Origin of the sequence: Vibrio sp. V04_P4A5T148, from assembly GCF_963875605.1 — a bacterium.
Lineage (GTDB): Bacteria > Pseudomonadota > Gammaproteobacteria > Enterobacterales > Vibrionaceae > Vibrio > Vibrio anguillarum.
Genome location: NZ_CAWNMS010000039.1, coordinates 23,910 through 43,922 on the forward strand (window position 1 = coordinate 23,910; position 20,013 = coordinate 43,922).

Annotated in this window: 18 protein-coding genes; 4 read left to right on the plus strand and 14 right to left on the minus strand. The window is 44.5% G+C overall.

What is annotated here, in order from left to right:
- The first annotated feature begins 1 nt into the window (after nucleotide 1).
- Nucleotides 2-931, plus strand: coding sequence for an N-acetylmuramic acid 6-phosphate etherase (murQ, locus tag AACT18_RS08340; protein ID WP_017048824.1), 930 nt, complete (start codon nucleotides 2-4; stop codon nucleotides 929-931).
- Between the two features lie 18 nt (nucleotides 932-949).
- On the opposite strand, the gene AACT18_RS08345 is transcribed toward murQ, so the two are convergent.
- Nucleotides 950-1,291 carry a DUF2799 domain-containing protein gene (locus tag AACT18_RS08345; RefSeq protein WP_026027448.1) on the minus strand — a complete coding sequence of 114 codons (342 nt, stop codon included), beginning with the start codon at nucleotides 1,289-1,291 and terminating at the stop codon, nucleotides 950-952.
- 243 nt (nucleotides 1,292-1,534) lie between these two features.
- On the opposite strand from AACT18_RS08345, the gene AACT18_RS08350 reads away from it, so the two are divergent.
- A complete protein-coding gene (locus AACT18_RS08350; protein WP_094124823.1) occupies nucleotides 1,535-3,019 on the plus strand; it encodes a carbon starvation CstA family protein in 1,485 nt (494 codons plus the stop codon).
- Nucleotides 3,020-3,115: 96 nt separating this feature from the next.
- Here the strand turns inward: AACT18_RS08350 and ispH are convergent, their stop codons facing one another.
- The 6 genes from ispH to murJ form a co-directional block, all read right to left on the minus strand.
- On the minus strand, nucleotides 3,116-4,078 hold the full coding sequence (gene ispH / locus AACT18_RS08355; protein WP_013857553.1) for a 4-hydroxy-3-methylbut-2-enyl diphosphate reductase: 963 nt from the start codon (nucleotides 4,076-4,078) through the stop codon (nucleotides 3,116-3,118).
- Between the two features lie 26 nt (nucleotides 4,079-4,104).
- Nucleotides 4,105-4,536 (minus strand): FKBP-type peptidyl-prolyl cis-trans isomerase, encoded by a 432-nt coding sequence (gene fkpB, locus AACT18_RS08360; protein WP_094124824.1) that lies wholly within the window; start codon nucleotides 4,534-4,536, stop codon nucleotides 4,105-4,107.
- 168 nt (nucleotides 4,537-4,704) lie between these two features.
- A complete protein-coding gene (gene lspA, locus AACT18_RS08365) occupies nucleotides 4,705-5,214 on the minus strand; it encodes a signal peptidase II (protein WP_029189949.1) in 510 nt (169 codons plus the stop codon).
- Between the two features lie 17 nt (nucleotides 5,215-5,231).
- Nucleotides 5,232-8,090: an isoleucine--tRNA ligase gene (gene ileS, locus AACT18_RS08370; RefSeq protein WP_094124825.1), complete on the minus strand. Its 2,859-nt coding sequence runs from the start codon at nucleotides 8,088-8,090 to the stop codon at nucleotides 5,232-5,234.
- Nucleotides 8,091-8,153: 63 nt separating this feature from the next.
- Entirely contained in the window at nucleotides 8,154-9,089 is a 936-nt protein-coding gene (ribF, locus tag AACT18_RS08375) for a bifunctional riboflavin kinase/FAD synthetase (RefSeq protein ID WP_026028079.1), read from the minus strand.
- Nucleotides 9,090-9,160: 71 nt separating this feature from the next.
- The gene (gene murJ, locus AACT18_RS08380) at nucleotides 9,161-10,723 is read right to left on the minus strand and encodes a murein biosynthesis integral membrane protein MurJ (RefSeq protein ID WP_026028080.1); all 1,563 of its coding nucleotides are present in this window, start codon (nucleotides 10,721-10,723) and stop codon (nucleotides 9,161-9,163) included.
- Between the two features lie 257 nt (nucleotides 10,724-10,980).
- Between murJ and rpsT the strand changes: the two genes are divergently transcribed.
- Nucleotides 10,981-11,241 (plus strand): 30S ribosomal protein S20, encoded by a 261-nt coding sequence (gene rpsT, locus AACT18_RS08385; RefSeq protein WP_026027444.1) that lies wholly within the window; start codon nucleotides 10,981-10,983, stop codon nucleotides 11,239-11,241.
- Nucleotides 11,242-11,393: 152 nt separating this feature from the next.
- Here rpsT and AACT18_RS08390 read toward each other — a convergent pair whose 3' ends face one another.
- Both AACT18_RS08390 and nhaR read right to left on the minus strand, forming a co-directional pair.
- Complete coding sequence (locus tag AACT18_RS08390) at nucleotides 11,394-11,687, minus strand: ArsR/SmtB family transcription factor (RefSeq protein WP_026028082.1); 294 nt, start codon at nucleotides 11,685-11,687, stop codon at nucleotides 11,394-11,396.
- Between the two features lie 274 nt (nucleotides 11,688-11,961).
- Complete coding sequence (gene nhaR, locus AACT18_RS08395; RefSeq protein WP_064624493.1) at nucleotides 11,962-12,852, minus strand: transcriptional activator NhaR; 891 nt, start codon at nucleotides 12,850-12,852, stop codon at nucleotides 11,962-11,964.
- Between the two features lie 371 nt (nucleotides 12,853-13,223).
- Between nhaR and AACT18_RS08400 the strand changes: the two genes are divergently transcribed.
- The gene (locus AACT18_RS08400; protein ID WP_094125180.1) at nucleotides 13,224-14,369 is read left to right on the plus strand and encodes a Na/Pi symporter; all 1,146 of its coding nucleotides are present in this window, start codon (nucleotides 13,224-13,226) and stop codon (nucleotides 14,367-14,369) included.
- Between the two features lie 102 nt (nucleotides 14,370-14,471).
- On the opposite strand, the gene AACT18_RS08405 is transcribed toward AACT18_RS08400, so the two are convergent.
- The 5 genes from AACT18_RS08405 to rppH are packed head-to-tail and all read right to left on the minus strand — an operon-like array spanning nucleotide 14,472 to nucleotide 19,753.
- Nucleotides 14,472-15,323: a thymidylate synthase gene (locus tag AACT18_RS08405; protein ID WP_017043268.1), complete on the minus strand. Its 852-nt coding sequence runs from the start codon at nucleotides 15,321-15,323 to the stop codon at nucleotides 14,472-14,474.
- A gap of 15 nt (nucleotides 15,324-15,338) precedes the next feature.
- A complete protein-coding gene (gene lgt, locus AACT18_RS08410; RefSeq protein ID WP_094125179.1) occupies nucleotides 15,339-16,142 on the minus strand; it encodes a prolipoprotein diacylglyceryl transferase in 804 nt (267 codons plus the stop codon).
- A gap of 43 nt (nucleotides 16,143-16,185) precedes the next feature.
- Nucleotides 16,186-16,977: a sulfite exporter TauE/SafE family protein gene (locus tag AACT18_RS08415; RefSeq protein ID WP_047690145.1), complete on the minus strand. Its 792-nt coding sequence runs from the start codon at nucleotides 16,975-16,977 to the stop codon at nucleotides 16,186-16,188.
- Between the two features lie 8 nt (nucleotides 16,978-16,985).
- Complete coding sequence (gene ptsP / locus AACT18_RS08420) at nucleotides 16,986-19,232, minus strand: phosphoenolpyruvate--protein phosphotransferase (RefSeq protein ID WP_094125178.1); 2,247 nt, start codon at nucleotides 19,230-19,232, stop codon at nucleotides 16,986-16,988.
- 2 nt (nucleotides 19,233-19,234) lie between these two features.
- Nucleotides 19,235-19,753, minus strand: a complete 519-nt coding sequence (gene rppH, locus AACT18_RS08425; RefSeq protein ID WP_010319133.1) for an RNA pyrophosphohydrolase — start codon at nucleotides 19,751-19,753, stop codon at nucleotides 19,235-19,237.
- Nucleotides 19,754-20,013: the final 260 nt, after the last annotated feature.

Genomic DNA, 20,013 nt, shown 5'->3' on the forward strand with positions numbered 1-20,013 from the left:
TATGACTAATGACGCGCTGCTCTCTGCGCTTTCTCACCTTATTTCCGAAGGTCGCAACCCTGACACAATGGATATTGACCTACTATCAGCACAAGAAATTGTAGAACGGCTCAATCAACAAGATAAGCACGTTCCGCTAGCCGTCGAAAAAGTCCTTCCGGAGATCGCCTTAGCCGTGGATCGAATTACCTATGCATTCAAACATGGTGGTCGATTAATCTACATTGGCGCAGGAACCAGTGGTCGATTAGGCGTTCTTGATGCATCAGAGTGCCCTCCAACATTTGGAGTTAGCGATCAGATGGTGATTGGTTTGATTGCCGGTGGGAAAGAGGCCATGTTCAGTGCTAAAGAAGGGGCGGAAGATTGCGCAGAACTCGGCATTCAAGATCTCAAAAGTATTCATTTTACGGATCAAGATGTGGTTGTTGGCATTGCCGCTAGTGGGCGCACACCTTATGTCATCGGTGCCTTGGAGTATGCTAATGATTTGGGCGCGACAACCATTGCCCTATCATGTAACCCGGATTCCCCGATTGCAGAATTGGCTCAAATAGCCATTAGCCCTGTCGTTGGGCCAGAAGCTCTTACCGGTTCAACGCGCTTAAAATCCGGTACAGCGCAGAAGCTGGTACTCAACATGCTCACCACCGCTAGCATGATCCGTCTTGGTAAGAGTTACCAAAATTTAATGGTCGATGTTAAGGCCACTAACCGAAAACTCATCGCCAGAGCGGTGCGAATTGTGATGCAAGCAACCGACTGTGAACGCGCTGAGGCTGAATACTTATTAGCCCAAAGCAACAACAATGTAAAAGTAGCGATATTGATGCACTTGACGGGGTTAAGTTATGCAGAAGCTATGGATAAATTGACTGAGTCTGATGGTTTTCTTCGCCGGGCAATGGAAAGTGAACACGAGAGCCACTAGTGGCTCTCAATCAAAAAGTCAGTTAGAAAACTCATTCCAACCCCGTTGCCATTCCATGCGAAAGCGCTGTGCTTGCTCGGTTCCTTCGCACGCACCTTCATAATATAGTCCTGACAATCCAATTTGATAGGCAAAATTGGGGTTACAATACTCGCTTAGCCCTTTAACGTATCCCGCTTCGTAATCGGCTTGTTGCACCGAACCCAGCTCAGAAAGCTTTTTATAGCTGCGCTGAGTATGACCTGTGACTCCATCTTGATAACCAATTTGTTGCCAATCTCCGTTTTGTGCTAATTCAGCATCAGAGGCCGCACACCCAACCATCAATATAGCAGCGCACAATACACTTAATTTTTTCATTGTTGTCCTTAAGTTCTTATTTTCATTCAATTAGCCTAGCAGATTGCTTGTAAGATGCCACTCATTGCCTCCCAGCAACAAAGCATTATTGATCCAGATGATGAGACGAGCCCTAAACCACTTATTGTGTGAAATAGCCACTTAACTGGCTATAGTGCCGCTCACTGGAAAAGCAGATGTTTCTCGTCACAGAGCCCTTTATTATCCACAGTGAGCTTAATTCATTCATAAAGGACAATTGCTATGATGTGGTTTCTTACCTGTGTCGCAGCCCTACTGGCCGGATACTTTATCTACGGCGCTTTTGTAGAAAAAGTATTTGGTATTAACGAGAACCGTAAAACACCGGCCCACACCATGAGTGATGGCGTGGACTATGTTCCTATGTCGACCAAAAAAGTCTACTTGGTACAATTGCTTAATATTGCTGGCGTAGGCCCAATTTTCGGCCCAATCATGGGCGCACTCTATGGTCCTGCAGCAATGTTGTGGATTGTCGTCGGCTGTATTTTTGCAGGTGCGGTACATGACTACTTTTCAGGCATGTTGTCGGTACGCAATGGCGGCGCTTCAGTGCCCACCATTACCGGCCGCTACCTAGGCAATGGCGCAAAACATTTTATGAACATTTTTGCCATTGTACTATTACTGCTTGTGGGGGTTGTTTTCGTTTCTGCGCCTGCGGGGATGATCACCAATCTGATTAACGAGCAAACGAGTCTAACGGTGAGCATGACCTCAATGGTGGTGATTATTTTCGCTTACTACATTCTCGCCACCATCGTTCCTGTCGATAAAATCATCGGCCGTTTCTACCCACTGTTCGGCGCATTGTTGATCTTTATGTCGGTTGGCTTAATGACCGCGATTGCACTTTCCAGTGAACACACTGTGATGGGCGGTTTTGAAATGAGCGACATGTTCAGCAACATGAACCCGAACGACCTACCACTTTGGCCAGCGCTCTTTATCACGATTGCTTGCGGTGCTATCTCTGGTTTCCATGCAACTCAGTCGCCATTGATGGCTCGCTGTATGGAAAATGAAAAAAATGGCCGCTTCGTGTTTTACGGTGCCATGATTGGTGAAGGCATTATCGCACTTATCTGGTGTGCGATTGCACTCTCTTTCTTTGGCTCATTGGAAGGATTATCAGAAGCAGTGAAAAACGGTGGCCCAGGTAACGTTGTGTACAGCGCATCCTTTGGCTTATTAGGTGTGTTTGGCGGCATCATCGCCTTCTTGGGTGTGGTTATCCTACCGATCACCTCAGGCGACACTGCATTTCGCTCTAGCCGTTTGATCTTGGCTGAATATTTCAATATGGAACAAAAAACGCTGCGTAATCGCTTGTTCATGGCACTGCCGCTGTTTGTTTTGGGTGCCATTCTCACTCAAGTGGATTTCGCTATTATTTGGCGCTACTTCGGTTTTGCCAACCAAACCACAGCAGTAATGATGCTTTGGACCGCTTCCGCCTATTTACTACGTCACAACAAACTGCATTGGATTGCGACTATCCCCGCGATGTTTATGACCACGGTTTGTGCCACCTTCATTCTTAATAACAGTGCATTAGGCTTCGGCTTACCGATGCAAACATCAACCATTGCCGGTATTTTGTTCTCACTGTCCGTAACCATATATGTAATTAGAATCTCCAAAGGTAAAGGCGACATCGAACTTACCGATGAAGAAAAACCGAAAGCAGTCACAGAAACTGCATAGTGTGAATGACGCTTCGCTTGCGTTATAGAAAAGGGCTTCCATTTGGAAGCCCCTCTTCTTTTATTGGTACGTCTAATTCAACTACTTTTTTATTGACTAGTCGATTTGCTTGATTTGCAGCTCTTTGGGCACTTCAAAAAACATGTTCTCTTCTCGTCCAAGCACTTCTTCAACCGATTGAGCACCAAGCTCTTTAATTCGATCTAGGATCTGATTCACTAATGCTTCGGGTGCCGATGCGCCGGCCGTGACGCCAACGGTTTTCTTACCATCGAACCACGTTGGATCAATATCTTCAGGGCAATCAATCAAGTAACCCGGCGTTCCGAGCTTTTCCGCCAATTCTTTTAAACGCGTAGAGTTTGATGAGTTTTTCGAGCCCACCACCACCACCAAATCAACATCCAATGCAAGTTGACGCACCGCATCTTGGCGGTTTTGTGTCGCGTAACAGATATCATCTTTACGTGGTCCCTGAATATCAGGAAACACTTCACGCAATTTATCAATCACATCGGCTGTTTCATCCACCGACAAGGTGGTTTGGCTAACATAATGTAAATTAGTCGGATCTTTAACGATAGCTTTTAGCGATTCAACATCTTCCGGTTTTTCAACCAAGTACATGCCGCCTTTTTTACTGGCGTATTGGCCCATGGTTCCTTCTACTTCAGGATGACCTGCATGGCCAATCAGCACTACTTCCATACTGCGGCGACTGGCTCGAGCCACTTCCATATGCACTTTAGTCACCAAAGGGCAAGTGGCATCAAACACGGTTAATGCACGCGCTTTCGCTTCAAGTCTCACCGCTTGCGAAACGCCATGAGCAGAAAAGATCACAATATTGTCATCAGGTACTTCGTGTAAGTCCTCAACAAAGATGGCCCCGCGCTGCTTCAGCCCTTCCACCACAAAGCGGTTATGCACCACTTCATGTCGTACATAAATCGGAGGCTGATACAGCTCAAGTGCGCGTTCAACGATGCTGATCGCACGATCAACACCGGCGCAAAAACCACGAGGGTTGGCTAACAATATTTTCATTTCATTGCTCATTGAATAGGGTTATCGCAAGTTGCCAATTATTCTACAGACAAAATTTCAACATCAAAAATGACATCTTGTCCTGCAAGTGGGTGGTTAAAATCAACCGTTACCGAATCGCCCGCAATAGCGGTGATAATACCAGGAATTTCTAAGCCATCACGGCCACTAAACGCCATAATCGTGCCAACTTCCACCTCAGTATTACCAGCAAATTTGGCGCGATCCATATGGTGGATGTTATCTGGGTTAGACAAACCAAACGCGTCATCGGCTTTTAACTCAATGGTTTTGGATTCTCCGGCACTCAGACCGATTAAGCACAACTCAAAATTGTCGCTTAGGCTGCCATCACCAATAACCAATTTCGCGGGTTTGCCCATATTATGAGTGCTATCCGCAATAGAGCCATCTTTTAATTTAATGGTGAAGTGTAGGGTTACCGCACTGTTTGCTTTTATTGTCGTCACGTGATTTCTCTTTATTTATTTTAGTGTGGAGACAAGGCATCCATAACGACATAAAAATGCCCGTTTTTAGTACGCCTATCGCCACCGTATTTTTAGAGATGAAGAGTAAACAAAAAGCGCCACCTGAATCAACAGACAGCGCTTAGGGTTATTCAACTATTTTAGCCATTATGAGTGCGCATCGTCTTTTTTACGAAAGCCATCAAGGATAATCATTGCTGCACCAAGGCAAATGGCACTGTCAGCCAAGTTAAACGCTGGCCAGTGATAATTGCCCCAGTAGAAATCAAGATAATCAACCACAAAACCGTGCACGATACGATCAAACACGTTGCCGATTGCACCACCAATAATCATGGCATAAGCGATATTATGCCACTTCTCTTGCGCAGGCAGCTTATTCATCCAGTAAGTGAGGAGCCCCGTCACCGCAAAGGCGATGACGGTAAACAACCAACGTTGCCAACCCGCTTGATCGCCTAAAAAGCTAAATGCCGCACCATAGTTATGTACATAAAGTAGGTTAAAAAAAGGCATTACTTCGATGCGATTTGCCCAACCATACCCCATGTTATCCATGACCATCAGCTTTATACCGACATCAAGGGTAAAGACCAGAAGCGCTAGCCATAGCCAGCGAACTCCTGATTGTTTCCAAGTAAGCGTCTGCTCTGCCATATTGAATCCCAATATTATTAAGCGAACTTACGAACTTCGCCTTCACCATCCACGTTCGACACACAACGGCCACAAATAGTTTCATGACCAGTGATAGTGCCTACGTCAGGAGTATGATGCCAACAACGATCGCACTTCTCTGCTTCGGTTGCGCTCACCAACACAAACAAACCTGCAGTTTCCGTTGCTTGTGCCGCATCGTTTTTCTCAGCCAGAGGCTTCACTATCGCTTTTGATGTCAGCAGTACAAAACGCAGTTCATCTTCAAGCTTGTTTAACTGAGCCACTAAAGCATCATCAGCAAACAGCACCACTTCAGCTTGTAATGAGCCACCAATGATTTTTTCACTACGAGCAGTTTCAAGCAACTTGTTCACCGAGCTACGAACTTTTTGCATCTCTGCCCAAAATTCATTGTTCAACTCTTCGCCTTCAGTTAACCCAAACAGACCTTCAAACCACTCACCCGTGAAGACAAATTTTTCACGCGGCTCGCCATTAGCTTGCATCGCTGGCATTTCGTTCCAAATTTCATCAGCCGTAAATGACATGATCGGTGCCATCCAACGAACCAAAGCCTCAACGATGTAATACAGAGCCGTTTGACAGCTACGCTGTGCATGTGCACCTTGTTTAGCGGTGTATTGGCGATCTTTAATCACATCAAGGTAGAACGAACCCATTTCAATTGAGCAGAAGTGCATCAAACGTTGGATCACGCCATGCGTATTATACTCTTCATATGCTTTGACAATTTCTTGTTGCGCCGCAAAGGCACGGCCTACGGCCCAGCGATCCAGCGACACCATCTCATCAGCTGCAACCATATCCGTTGCTGGGTTAAACCCATTGAGGTTGGCTAAGAAGAAACGTGCTGTATTACGGATACGGCGATAAGCATCCGCCGAACGTTTTAGAATTTCGTCAGAAACCGCCACTTCACCAGTGTAATCAGTCGATGCAACCCATAGACGCAGGATGTCTGCCCCCAGTTTATTGGTGACATCTTTTGGCGCAACCACGTTGCCGATTGATTTTGACATCTTGCGGCCATGACCATCGACCACAAAGCCATGCGTCAATACTTGTTTGTAAGGCGCAGCACCTTTCATTGCTACCGATGAAATCAATGAAGATTGGAACCAACCACGATGCTGATCTGAACCTTCAAGGTACAGATCTGCACCGTGGCCATTGAACTCTTCACGCTTATCAACAACGGCGTAGTGAGTCACACCAGAGTCGAACCACACATCCAGTGTATCGAGTACTTTTTCGTAATGCTTGGCATCTTCCTCGCCCAAGATCTCAGCAGTGTCGACATCCCACCACGCTTGAATCCCTTTTTGTTCTACCAATTGCGCCACTGTTTCAATCAGCGCAGGGCTATTAGGATGAAGTTCTGCCGTCTCTTTATGCACAAATAGCGCAATCGGTACACCCCAAGTACGCTGACGAGAAATACACCATTCAGGACGACCTTCAATCATTGCTTCGATGCGGCTTTGACCCCATTCCGGCATCCATTGTACGCCTTTGATCGATTCTAGAGCTTGGGCGCGTAGACCGGCTTGCTCCATAGAAACAAACCATTGTGGTGTTGCACGGAAAATGATTGGGGTTTTATGACGCCAGCAGTGAGGATAGCTATGCTCGTAGGCATGGTGGTGCAACAAAGCACCTTTTTCTTTCAGTACTTCAAGTACAGAGTCATTCGCTTTAAACACATGTTGACCAGCAAATAGCTCGGTGTCTGCTAGATATACGCCGTTTGAACCGACAGGGTTGGCTACTTCAAGGCCGTATTGCTGACCGACCACGAAGTCTTCTTGACCATGACCAGGTGCAGTATGAACGACACCAGTACCCGATTCAGTAGTTACGTGCTCACCCAAAATCGCAGGCACAGTAAATGCGTAAAATGGATGATTAAAAGACATTAGTTCAAGGTCTGCGCCTCGGCAAAAACCAAGATTGTGGTAATGACTGATACCAGCACGATCCATGACACTTTTTGCAAGTTCTGACGCAACGATAATGCGTTCAGCAGAGCGTTCACCGTCTGCTTCAATTTGCAGCAAAACATATTCAAGATCATCACGTAAGCAGACTGCGCGGTTAGCTGGCAAGGTCCAAGGTGTGGTTGTCCAAATGACAATCGACACTTCACCGTGGCCGGCGTGATCAGCCGCGAGCGTGAACTTTTCAAGCAGCGCCGCTTCATCGGCTGCTTTGAATCGTACGTCAATCGAAGGTGACACTTTATCTTTGTATTCAACTTCCGCTTCAGCCAGTGCTGAACCACAATCAGTACACCAGTGAACAGGTTTGAAACCTTTCAGCAGGTGGCTTTTATCGGCAATTTTACCCAATGCGCGAATAATGTTCGCTTCGGTGGCGAAATCCATGGTGCGATAAGGTTTATCCCACTCACCCATGATGCCCAAACGCTTAAAGCTCTCTTTCTGGCCTTCCACTTGACCTGCTGCATATTCACGGCATTTTTCACGAAACTCAGCCGCGGTCACTTTCTGGCCCGGTTTGCCGACTTTTTTCTCTACCATCAATTCGATAGGTAGCCCGTGACAGTCCCAACCTGGGATGTAAGGCGCGTCAAAACCAGATAAGGTTTTCGATTTGATAATAATGTCTTTAAGAATCTTATTCAGTGCGTGACCAATATGAATATCACCGTTGGCATAAGGAGGGCCATCGTGCAATACGAAAGATTTTTTGCCTTTTTTGGCTTTACGGATTTCGCCGTAAAGATCTTCTTGATACCAACGCTTTAACATTTCTGGCTCACGTTTAGCCAGATCGCCACGCATTGGAAACCCTGTTTCAGGTAGGTTCAGGGTATCTTTATAATCACTCATCGATTCTTAATTCCGTTATATTGGGCGACGTTAGACATGATATTAATCGGTGGAATAATCCGACTAATTCTTTAGCTGATGCAACCACACCCTTGCCGCATCAGCATCCAATTCAATTTGTTGCTTTAACGCTCCAAAAGATTCAAATTTCTTTTCATCTCGAAGCTTATGTAAAAGTGCCACTTCTAGCTGTTTGCCATATAAATTGGCATGAAAGTCAAACAAGTGTACTTCAAGTTGTTGGCGAACCCCGTTGACTGTTGGCCTATTACCAATATTGGCAATTCCTCCGATGGGCGAGTTATCAAGGCCATAGACATTGACGACGTAAACACCAGAGACCGGTGAAACACAGCGCTTAAGCGGAATGTTCGCTGTAGGGAAACCAATGGTTCGCCCTAACTTTTGACCATGCGACACTCGACCACTGATACCGTAATCACGACCGAGCATCTGCTTAGCTAACACTAAGTCATCGCTTGCTAAAGCGTTACGAATAGCAGTACTACTCACCCGCTGTTGTTGCAAGCAAAAACTGTGGGTACTTACCACCTCAAAACCAAACTGTTGTCCAGCTTGCTGCAGCATACTGAAATTACCTTGGCGATTTTTACCAAAACAAAAATCATCACCAATCACCAGAAACTTAACACCCAACTGAGCGACCAACAAGTCACGAATAAAAGCTTCTGCCGTTAAATTAGCAAAGTGCTGGTTAAAATTCACACATAACAATCTGTCAACCGACTGCTTGTTCAATTGCACAAATTTATCACGTAATCGAGTTAACCGAGCTGGTGCATTGTGCTTGGCAAATAATTCTAATGGCTGCGGTTCAAACGTCATGACCACCGAAGGTAAACCCAATAATTGCGCTTTCTTGGATACTTGCTTCAAAACTTGCTGATGTCCTAAATGAACACCATCAAAGTTTCCGATGGTTAATACACAGCCATGATGCTGTGGCTTGATATTGTGAATGCCGCGAATCAATTCCATTAGAAAATGCTTAAAACCTATAGTTCTCAATTAGCAAGGTGCGAAACCGACGGATTATATACTAATCACCATTAATCTGTCGCCGCTTTTAAGTCTTTTAAACGCACGCCAAGCACGGCTAGGCAAAGCAAATAACTGACCGCACCGATACTGATCAACATCACCAATGATGTAGCCCTCTGTGTCAGACTCCACTCTAGCCACGTTGACATTTCTTCCAATTGCCAAACAATGACCACAACCATCGCACTGCTGGCCACCATTAAGCGAATAATAAAACCAATAGTTTTACGGGTGATCTGATACACCCCTTGCACATGTAACCCTCGGTAAAGCAGTGCCATGTTGATAAAAGCAGATAATGACGTAGCTAACGCCAAACCAACATAACTTAAATGCCACGCTAAAAGCGCATTGAAGACCATATTAGAGATCATGGCGATAATGCCATAACGAACTGGCGTTTTGGTGTCTTGCCGAGAGTAGTACCCTGGTGCAAGCACTTTGATCAGCATAAAACTGATCAAGCCCAAACCAAATGCATAGAGTGACAACGCCGTTTGATTGACATCATTCGGGGTAAACTCACCTCGCATAAATAGCACCATAAGCATCGGTTTTGCCAACACAATCAGGCCTAACATCGCAGGAAAACCGAGCAGACAAACCATACGAATACCCCAATCCATGGTTTGCGAAAATCCTTCGCTGTGGGCATCAACATGTTTACGGGATAATGCAGGCAAAATAACGGTAGCGATCGCAATACCAAATAAGCCTAACGGAAATTCTAGCAAACGGTCTGAATAGTAAAGCCAGCTGATGGAGCCCGTTTGTAAGAAGCTGGCAATGAAGGTGTCCAGCAATAAGTTAATTTGACTGACCGATACCCCAAAAAGAGCGGGCAACATCAAGGTGCGAATTTTCACAACCCCCGGTTCATTCCAACCCCATTGAGGCCAAACCAATAAACCTGCTTTGAGCAAAAATGGAATTTGAAATAGAAACTGGACCAATCCCCCAAGAAGGACGCCAATCGCCAAGCCAATTTCCGGTTGCTGTAAGTGCGGCGACAAAAACCAAGCGCAACCGATGATCATCACATTCAAAAATACAGGGGTAAAAGAAGAGACGGCAAACTTGCCCAAGGTATTGAGAATCGCTCCTGATAAAGCAACAAAAGTGATGAACCATAAGTAAGGAAAAGTGATTTTTAATAATAAACTCGCAAGCTCAAACTTATGCGCATCAGGACCATCATTAAGCCAATCTAAAAACCAACCAGCCCCAAACAGTGCCGTGACCGCACCAGAGCATAAGATCCCCACAACAGTCACCAAAGTGACAATAACCCCCAATGTGCCAGATGCTTTAGCAATCAGTTCGCGTGTTTTATTGATATCTCCGGATGAATGGTATTCGGTCAGTACTGGAACAAACGCTTGAGAAAACGCCCCTTCGGCAAATAGCCGACGTAAAAAGTTAGGAATTTTATTAGCAAAGAAAAAAACATCGGCACTCGCACCTGCCCCCATCAAATTCGCAACAACTACGTCACGAACTAGGCCCAACACACGAGAAATCAACGTCATAGCACTGACAATCAAGCCAGATTTGAGTAGGCGTTTGCTCACTATTACCTCGAAAAACAAGCCAAAACGTCATTATCCACAGCAACACATAAGGAATGTCAGTGCGAGATCAGATAAGTATTAGCATTGGAAAAAAAATACTGTTAGAATCCCCGCATCTTAACCGCGATGACCTTCCTATACCAAAATTTGTTTGGCCTAGAACGGTTTTTGCACAAATCATTTGACAATTGAGAGCAAATAAGGGATATTCCCCGCCCTTAAATTGTCACCGAACTAAGTTTTTGGGAGTTAGACCCTTGGCAAATAGTAAATCTGCTAAGAAGCGCGCTATCCAAGCTGAGAAACGTCGTCAGCATAATGCTAGCCGTCGTTCTATGATGCGCACTTACATGAAGAAAACCATCGCAGCTATCGCAGCTGGCGATAAAGAAGCTGCAACTGCTGCATTTGCTGCAGTTACACCAATCCTTGACCGTATGTCGACTAAAGGTCTTGTTCACAAGAACAAAGCTGCTCGCCATAAGTCTCGTTTCGCAGCAGCAATCAAAGCTCTATAATTTAGGCTTGCTTGTCAGCGAAAATAAAAACCGGCTAAGGCCGGTTTTTTTATATCTGCAGCGTCAAGTAAAGTATTTACTCTAATTTCAATATAAAAAAATCCGAACTATGTTACTGAAACATAATTTCGGATTGTGTATTTTTCAAAACACTAGCGGCAGTATAAACCGTGTAACAACTCAATCATCGCCTTGATCTCATGGCTGCTGAGTGTGTAGTAAACCGTCTGAGCTTCTTTTCTTGTATCCACTAACCCATCTCTTCTTAACCAAGCAAGATGCTGCGAAAGTGCCGATTGACTCAATTCTAATTTCCCACATAGCTCACCAACCGACAGTTCTTGATTGTGTAATAAACACAATATTTGTAGGCGTCTTTCGTTAGCCATAGCCTTTAACAACACCACTGCTTTAGCGGAATTTTTTTCCATTTCTTGTAGGTTCATGAATAAGCTCCCTTGGAACAACTTCTTACATCAAACGCATCACAAGTTTGCATCTTCCTTAACCCAACAGGTTATGAGTTTATAAGTAAGGTTAGTACCTTTTTCTACGTAGTTTAATTGTTATACCGTTTATGACGGCAACCATTCAATAGAGCGTCAATAACGGCATCAGAAGGCGTATAACCAGTTTAGATTAGTATTACTTGGCAAGCGATAATTAATAATATTGCTAGATAATGAGATAGTAATCTATTTATCGTTAGTAGTGAAAGCATCATACAAACAAATTATTAAAATCTGCATCGCAAACATTTTTCACTGCTGGGTGTTGGATCATCCTCTCAGCAAAAATGACGTAGTACTCTTCTTTTAAATCATCAATCTGACCGATAAGTTGCAAAGGAAGATCATCACCAACTTCAGCCACATAAATTGAGGGCGCTAAAAAAATTGCATCATGATGATAACGCGCAAAAGCTTTCATCAATGCCGCATCATCAAACTCCCCCAGAATATTCGGCTTCAGGCCTTGACGGTCAAACCATTGCAATAGATTACGCCCCATCGCGGTTCGGCTTCCCGGTATCAACAACTTTCTCTGCTCTAAAATGGCGGGAAAAGAGACATTTTCAACCTTGCCTGAACAAAAAAAACTCATGTGACTCTCACCCAGTTTTTTGCTGAACAGGCCCGGGCTTTGGCTGGAATCGACGGGATAATCAGAGAGAATCATATCCAATTTGTGTTGTGAAAGTTGCTCTAACAACATTTCATGGGTCGATTCAAAACAACGCAAGTGGATACTGCTATCGGCCGGGACCGTCGTCATCAGTATTTTACTGACAAGCCGTTTAGAGAGGGCATCCGCCACTCCTACATCAAACAGCAGATTAGAGCGCTGACTATAATTGACAATATCGAGCATCTCATAACTTAAGCCGAACATCCGGTCAGCATATTTAAAAACCAGTTGCCCAAGTTCTGTCGGTTCAATGCTACGACCATTACGCTTAGTAAGCTTACCATCCATGCGCTCTTCAAAAGCCTTAATTTGCCCAGTGACGGTTTGCGGAGTCAAGAAGAGTGCTTCTGCAGCTTTAGTGACCGATCCCTGCTTGCATACCATCCAGAAGTAGTAAAGATGATTGTAGTTGAGGTGAAACATGATAAGGACACTCAATTTTATCTGGTCGTTGTTTATAACAAACCCAAGCCAAATGAGCAATTAACTCGGAAAAACCGAACTTAAGAACGTTAGCTAATCTTAATACCGAGCAGTTAGAGTTCAAAAATGACAACTTCGTCATAAAATATCTAAAACTAGCGTCCATCGCTCTCCTCCTCCACGTTGTTAACGTCGCATAACATCATGAAAATTCAATAAATAAAGAATTAAAAGTCACCGTGAAACTTGTTTTTATCAGAGTTATCAATGAGAAACCCACTGTCATATAAATGAAATAATTATTCTCTACTATCTCGCTCAGATTCAACAACAGACCGAACAACATTCAAAAGGTCAATGGAGAAAAGAAAATGAACCAAGCGACAACTACTGCTGCACCCATTGCGAGTACCACTCGTTGGCTGCGTTGGGCGAACTTGGCATTCATGCTCTACCTACTGCTACTTGCAGTGGCGATGGTAGGTAGTGGATTTAAATGGGCAACAGGTGATCAAGCTAAGGTACTGTTTGAGTTTGCCTCACACCCAATAGCGGGGTTGATGATAGGGTTAGTCGCCACAGCATTGATTCAATCTTCAAGCACCGTAACCTCTATCATTGTCGGTCTTGTGGCTGGCGGATTACCTGTTGAAATGGCGATCCCAATGGTCATGGGTGCCAATATTGGCACCACAGTAACCAACACGCTTGTTAGCCTTGGACACGTTCGTTGCCAAGTCGAATTTAAACGCGCTTTTGCAAGTGCAACAATTCACGACTTCTTTAATCTTTTGGCGGTACTGATTTTCCTACCGTTAGAGATGATGTTTGGTATTTTAGAGAAAATTTCTCATTGGCTTGTGTCACCTTTGCTCTCTACTGGTGATATGAGCATGAAAGGACTCGATTTTATCAAACCTATCACGAGCCCAATTATCACGGCACTAAAAGGCCAGCTGATCACTTTTGGTGAAGTTGTAGGTGGCATGATGTTGATTGTTCTTGGTATTGCGACCATTTTTGTGGCTATCACTGTCATGGGTAAGCTCATGAAGAGTTTGATGGTGGGTCGTGCGAAAGAAATACTCAAAGATGCCATTGGGCGCGGACCGCTGCACGGTATCCTTTCAGGTTCAATCGTCACTGTATTGGTTCAATCTTCTTCAACTACCACCAGTTTAATGGTTCCGCTGGTCGGCACTGGTGTATTGAAAGTACGCGATGTTTACCCATTCACTTTAGGGGCTAATATTGGCACTTGCATTACCGCCCTACTCGCGGCAACGGCCGTTTCTGGTGAGTTTGCGGTATTTGCCTTGCAAATTGCTTTAGTCCACTTAACCTTTAATGTATTAGCCACTGTGTTGATCTATGGTGTTCCGTTTTTACGTGAACTGCCAATTAAAGGCGCAGAAATGATCGCTGAGATGGCAACAAAGAATAAAGCGGTCGTTGCGGGTTATTTACTATCGGTCTTTATCATTATGCCTGGCGGTATACTGGCACTAACGGCTTAAGTAACGAACAAACCACACGACAGATCAAAAAAATCCCCGAGCAACGCTTCGGGGATTTTTTACAACTAGAAAACAGTACTTTTTAATAATGCGAGAGGGCAACTAAACCGAAAACGGGTACTGAATCGCATCATGGCATTGGTAGCCTTCAATCCAGAAATCATCCAAGGTAACCCACGTTTCAAGATCTTCTAGCGTTTTAATTTTCGGGTTGATATGAAACTTCGCCATAGGGAGCGGTTCACGCTTAAGTTGTACATCTTTCATCAACGCCAGTTGGTCTTCATAGATATGCGCATTGACGATCTTATGGTAGGCCACGCCCGCTTTTTTGCCGGTAATTTGCGCCATAATTGCGAGGAACACGTAGACCTGAACCATATTAAAATTCAAGCCAAGCGGGACATCACACGAGCGTTGCGTACTATTGAGATACAAAGTATCGCCCAACAACGAAAAGTGATGACTGTACATGCAGGGGCGCAAGCAGCCCATATGAAACTCACCTGGGTTGTAAAAGTTTAGGATTTCGCCTCTATCATCAACGCCACGTGAAAGATCATCAACAATCTTACGCAGTTGATCAATCTGCCCACCATCCGCCTTGGCCCACGCACGTCCTTGAACGCCGTACACGCGGCCCATATCATCTTCACCTTTGCGGTATGGATTGTTAAGCCAAGCTGCATTTAAATTTGCATTCGCATCCCACGTTTTGGTTCCTAAAGCGCGAAAATCGGCTGCATTATCGTAGCCACGAATATAACCAAGTAGCTCAGCAACTGCGGCTTTCCAGAAGCTTTTACGCGTTGTCACTAACGGGAATTGATTCTGACCTACATCGTAGGTGAGATCAGCGTTAACCACCGTTAGGCAGCGTTTGGCTGTACGTTCATTTTCGATCCAAACGCCCTCATCAACAATTCGCTGACAAAGTTCAAGATACTGTTTCACAAACTATCCTTAACACTATTGAGTTACTTTATGGTTAACCTTGTACGCCCATACCATCATCAGTGCACCGACAATGATCATCGGTAGCGACAGGATTTGCCCCATGGAGATAAATCCAGCGAACAATCCTAATTGTGCATCAGGTTCACGAACATATTCGACAAGGAAACGGAATGTTCCGTAGCCTATCAAAAATAGCCCTGAGACTGAACCAATTGGCCGATTTTTGCGGATAAACAGGTTCAATATAATAAACAGCACAATCCCTTCTAAGAAAAACTCATAAAGCTGTGATGGATGGCGAGGCAAAGGCCCGCCGTTCGGAAAAATGATCGCCCATGGAACATCGGTTACTCGCCCCCACAATTCACTGTTCATGAAGTTGCCTAGTCGTCCCATGCCTAAACCAAATGGAACCAAAGGAGCCACAAAATCGGCGACACCAAAAAACGTTCGGTTATTTTTCCGTGCATACCAACACATTGCGCTGATCACGCCAAGTAGACCACCATGGAAAGACATCCCGCCTGTCCACACTTTAAAAAGATAGAGCGGGTCTTGGAGAAACAGATCAAAATTGTAAAACAACACATAACCGACACGACCACCAATGACCACCCCTAAAAATCCAGCAAACAGCAAATCCGAGACTTGCTCACGAGTCCAGCCACTATTTGGTTTGTCCGCTCTGCGATTGGCAAGCCACATCGCAAAAACAAAACCAACTAAATACATTAAGCCGTACCAGCGAATGGATATAGGGCCAATCGCAATCAGCACGGGATCAATATTTGGGAACTGTATAAAACCCTGAGACATAAACGTGTTCTCTTACTAAAAATGAGGTGAAGATAATAAGTGATTAAAACAGCATAGTTGCCGCTATAACCATCAGAAAAACGGAGAATATTTTTTTCAATACCGCCGTCGGTAACTGAGTCGCGTAACGCGCTCCTAATCGAGTAGTGAGAATTGAGGTCGAAGCAATGGCGACTAACGCAGGTAAATAGACATAGCCAATGCTGTAAGGTGGTAAATTCTCCACTTGATAACCGTGCAAAATAAAACCAATCATGCCAGAGATTGCGATCACACACCCACAGACAGAAGAAGAACCGACGGCTTTACGCATTTCAACGCCATGACGATTCAAAAAAGGAACGGAGAGCGAACCGCCACCAATTCCCGCTAAACTAGAGACAATACCAATACCACTGCCACATAGCATGGTCACCCACGCACCGGGCATCGATCTTTGCATTTGTGCTTTTATCGATAAAAACATTTGAATCGCCAGGCAAAAAACAATCACGCCAAATACTTTCGGTAGATATTGAGTCGGAATCACATCTGCGATCATTGAGCCAACAAACCCACCGACGATAACGCCGGGCATGAGCCACTTGACGACAAACATATCCACATTACCCAATTTAAGGTGATTTAATGCCGAAGAAGCCGAAGTAACAATGATGGTCGCTAGCGATGTCGCTAATGCTAAATGCATACTAAGTTCGGCGGAAATACCCGCCTTGGGAAGCAAAAGAAGCAACGCCGGAACGACAATTAAACCACCACCAATGCCCAGTAAACCAGCCATAAAACCAACGACTGAGCCCAATAACACCAGCAAAACCATCAACTCAAAATTCACATTAGTTCCTATTTTTTGCCTGCGCGGATAAAGCCAGCAAAGCCTTTATCTTCAAAGTATGAGTGCATCATATTATAAATGTCTTTGCCGTAAGGTTGCATCAACGCTTTGTCAGCAAGTTGCCGTAACTGTCCTAATTGAGAGTGCCTCACCAAATATTTGACCTTGGCTACGTTGGAGGTATTCATACTTAGCATGCGATAACCCAAACCAATTAATAACAGTGAACCGATAGGGTCCCCGGCCAACTCACCACACACACAAACAGGTATACGATGAGACTGGCAAGTCTCTAAAATCTGTTTAAGCGCCATCACCACCGCTGGATGCATGGAGTCATAGACATCAGCAACATGTGCATTGTTCCGATCAACGGCCAACAAATATTGGGTTAAATCGTTGGTTCCAACCGAAACAAAGTCCACTTTGCTCGCAATCAATGGTAGAAGATAAATCATCGATGGTACTTCAATCATAATGCCAATCTTGGGCATTATGATCCGATCATCAACGCTAGAAACTTCTCGATACGCTTGCTCAATCAACCGCATTGCGTCGTCCAACTCTTTCGTTCCTGAAATCATTGGCAATAAAATGCTGAGATTTTGGTTATCGCCGCTGGCACGCATCATCGCCCGCAGTTGAATCAAAAAAATATCGGGATGATCGAGCGTAAAACGAATGCCTCGCCAGCCAAGAAAGGGATTGTCTTCTTCAATGGGTAGATAAGGCAGTGCTTTATCGCCACCAATGTCTAACGTTCTCATCACCACCCGTTTATCAGGATAAGCGTTCAAAACGCTGCGATACTGCTGCACTTGTTCTTCTTCTGATGGAAAGCGATGTTGCAGCAAAAAGGAAATTTCGGTTCGATACAGCCCGACACCATCAACCCCTTGGTTAATTGCGATGTTGGTATCCGCACTTAATCCAGCATTGAGCATCACTTCAATACGTGTGCCATCTTGCGTAAAAGGAGCTTCTGCAATGGTTTCATTAACCATTTGAGAAAGTTCGCTTTCTTCATAAGCTAAAGCACGATATTCCGCTAGAATTTGTCTATTTGGTGAGATAAAAACCTTGCCGCTATAACCATCGACAATGCCCTTTTTACCGTTGATCTCCTTGAGATTAAGTGAAATTCCCATCACTGCGGGAATGCCCAACGCCCGTGACAATATTGCTGCGTGGGAATTGGCAGCCCCTTCTAAAGAGACCACCGCCAGTAATTTATCTTTAGGAATAGCGGCGAGAATTGAAGCAGTAAGTTCGCGTACCACCAAAATAATCGGTTTATCAAGTTGCTGCTGCTCATGCTCAGTGTTGTGCAAAAAAAATAGCAGTCGCTGACCTAGCTCACGAATATCCTGTGCACGCTCACGTAAGTAAACATCTGACATCTTCGCAAAACGGTTGGAATAACTCTCCACAACTTGCCGTAATGCCCAATCTGCACGATCACCTTTTTGGATCTGGCTTTTCAGATCGTTGCGTAGCATCGGATCATTGAGTAGATGAGTAAAGAGATCGAAGATGGCTAACGCATCTTTATTAATATCACTATCGAGTTTTTTTCTTAAACGACGAAAATCGTTCAAGGCGCTTTCTACCGCCAGCACTAGCCACTCTTGTTCTCGTTCAATATCGAGCGTTGAGGCGGGATAAACATCAGACAGTTGAGGCTGGGTGTCATCCCACCAAAACTCACCAATCGCGATGCCAGATGACGCAGCAATGCCACTGGTGGATAACTGCTTTTTCGAAAGCAGCCACTGCCCTTGTGTTTGAGCATGAGCAATAATCACGGCCACTTGCGCCGCCAGAGTGACAATAAAAGACTCTTCCATCTCACTAAATAAGCGAGGTGTTTTTTGCTGCACGACCAACACACCCAATACTCGCTTGCGATGAATAATCGGCGTACCAAGAAAGCTTTGATACACCTCTTCGCCAAGCTGTTTGAAGTATTTAAAATTAGGATGTTTCGACGCTTCAGCAATGTTGATTGGCTCAGCTGAACGTTTCACTAAGCCCACTAAACCTTCGTCAAAACCGATGTGGATTTTGTCGCCTTTGAACTTTAAGCCTTGCGTTGCCATCAGTTCTAGGCGATGTTTTTCTTCGTTAGCAAGATAGACAGTGCAACACTCGGTACTCATCGCATTGCACGTTTGCTTAACCAAAATATCCAAGGCTTGGTGTACATCTTCTACCTTGGATACTTGTTCAACTATTTCCCTTAGCTGAGAGAGCATGTCTATCCTCTTTTATTTTTGCGCTTACCTTTGTTATTACGTTCTTTAAATGGCATCGCGAATGATGCAAACTCTTTCATGGCGCGACGATAAACATCTCGCTTGAAAGAGACTACTTGTCTCACTGGATACCAATAACTGACCCAACGCCAACCATCAAATTCAGGGGTACTGCCGCGCTGCATGTTGATTCTTGATTCATCACACTCTAAGCGCAGAAGAAACCATTTCTGTTTTTGCCCAATACAGACAGGTTGAGAATCCCAACGAACGAGCCGTTTTGGTAATTTATATCTTAACCAATGACGGCTTGTTGCTATGATTTTCACATCTTTCTTTGTAAGCCCAACCTCTTCGTAAAGCTCTCTAAACATCGCTTGTTCAGGAGTTTCATCGTCGTCAATTCCACCTTGTGGAAACTGCCAAGAGTGTTGTCCGTATCGTTTCGCCCAGAATACCTGACCATGGTTGTTACAAATCACAATACCAACATTGAGTCGGTAACCATCGCCATCGATCACTGGCCAACCTCTAGTAAAATCTTAATTGCTTTGATTTTTCCACATATCCCCAATAGGAGCAAACTTACTAGTGTGATTAACACGAGATTTATGTGTTCCTAATCATTAATTGGATAACTTTTCATCAAATTTAAAGTTATCAACAAAATAATGCGACACCAGCCACATTTATTCACCTTTTCTGTGAGTAACTATGTGAAGAATCTCTAGATAGCGACTTACTTCCCCAAAAAGCAAAAGAATACGGGCCAATACAAAAA

What these genes read in the sequence shown, in the direction of transcription:
- AACT18_RS08350 (WP_094124823.1), top strand. Translation starts at nt 1,535, where the DNA reads ATGATGTGGTTTCTTACCTGTGTCGCAGCCCTACTGGCCGGATACTTT.
- nhaR (WP_064624493.1), bottom strand. Translation starts at nt 12,852, where the DNA reads ATGTTTCACCTCAACTACAATCATCTTTACTACTTCTGGATGGTATGC.
- ribF (WP_026028079.1), bottom strand. Translation starts at nt 9,089, where the DNA reads ATGGAATTGATTCGCGGCATTCACAATATCAAGCCACAGCATCATGGC.
- lgt (WP_094125179.1), bottom strand. Translation starts at nt 16,142, where the DNA reads ATGTCTCAGGGTTTTATACAGTTCCCAAATATTGATCCCGTGCTGATT.
- lspA (WP_029189949.1), bottom strand. Translation starts at nt 5,214, where the DNA reads ATGGCAGAGCAGACGCTTACTTGGAAACAATCAGGAGTTCGCTGGCTA.
- ispH (WP_013857553.1), bottom strand. Translation starts at nt 4,078, where the DNA reads ATGAGCAATGAAATGAAAATATTGTTAGCCAACCCTCGTGGTTTTTGC.
- ptsP (WP_094125178.1), bottom strand. Translation starts at nt 19,232, where the DNA reads ATGCTCTCTCAGCTAAGGGAAATAGTTGAACAAGTATCCAAGGTAGAA.
- ileS (WP_094124825.1), bottom strand. Translation starts at nt 8,090, where the DNA reads ATGAGTGATTATAAAGATACCCTGAACCTACCTGAAACAGGGTTTCCA.
- AACT18_RS08390 (WP_026028082.1), bottom strand. Translation starts at nt 11,687, where the DNA reads ATGAACCTACAAGAAATGGAAAAAAATTCCGCTAAAGCAGTGGTGTTG.
- AACT18_RS08345 (WP_026027448.1), bottom strand. Translation starts at nt 1,291, where the DNA reads ATGAAAAAATTAAGTGTATTGTGCGCTGCTATATTGATGGTTGGGTGT.
- murQ (WP_017048824.1), top strand. Translation starts at nt 2, where the DNA reads ATGACTAATGACGCGCTGCTCTCTGCGCTTTCTCACCTTATTTCCGAA.
- AACT18_RS08400 (WP_094125180.1), top strand. Translation starts at nt 13,224, where the DNA reads ATGAACCAAGCGACAACTACTGCTGCACCCATTGCGAGTACCACTCGT.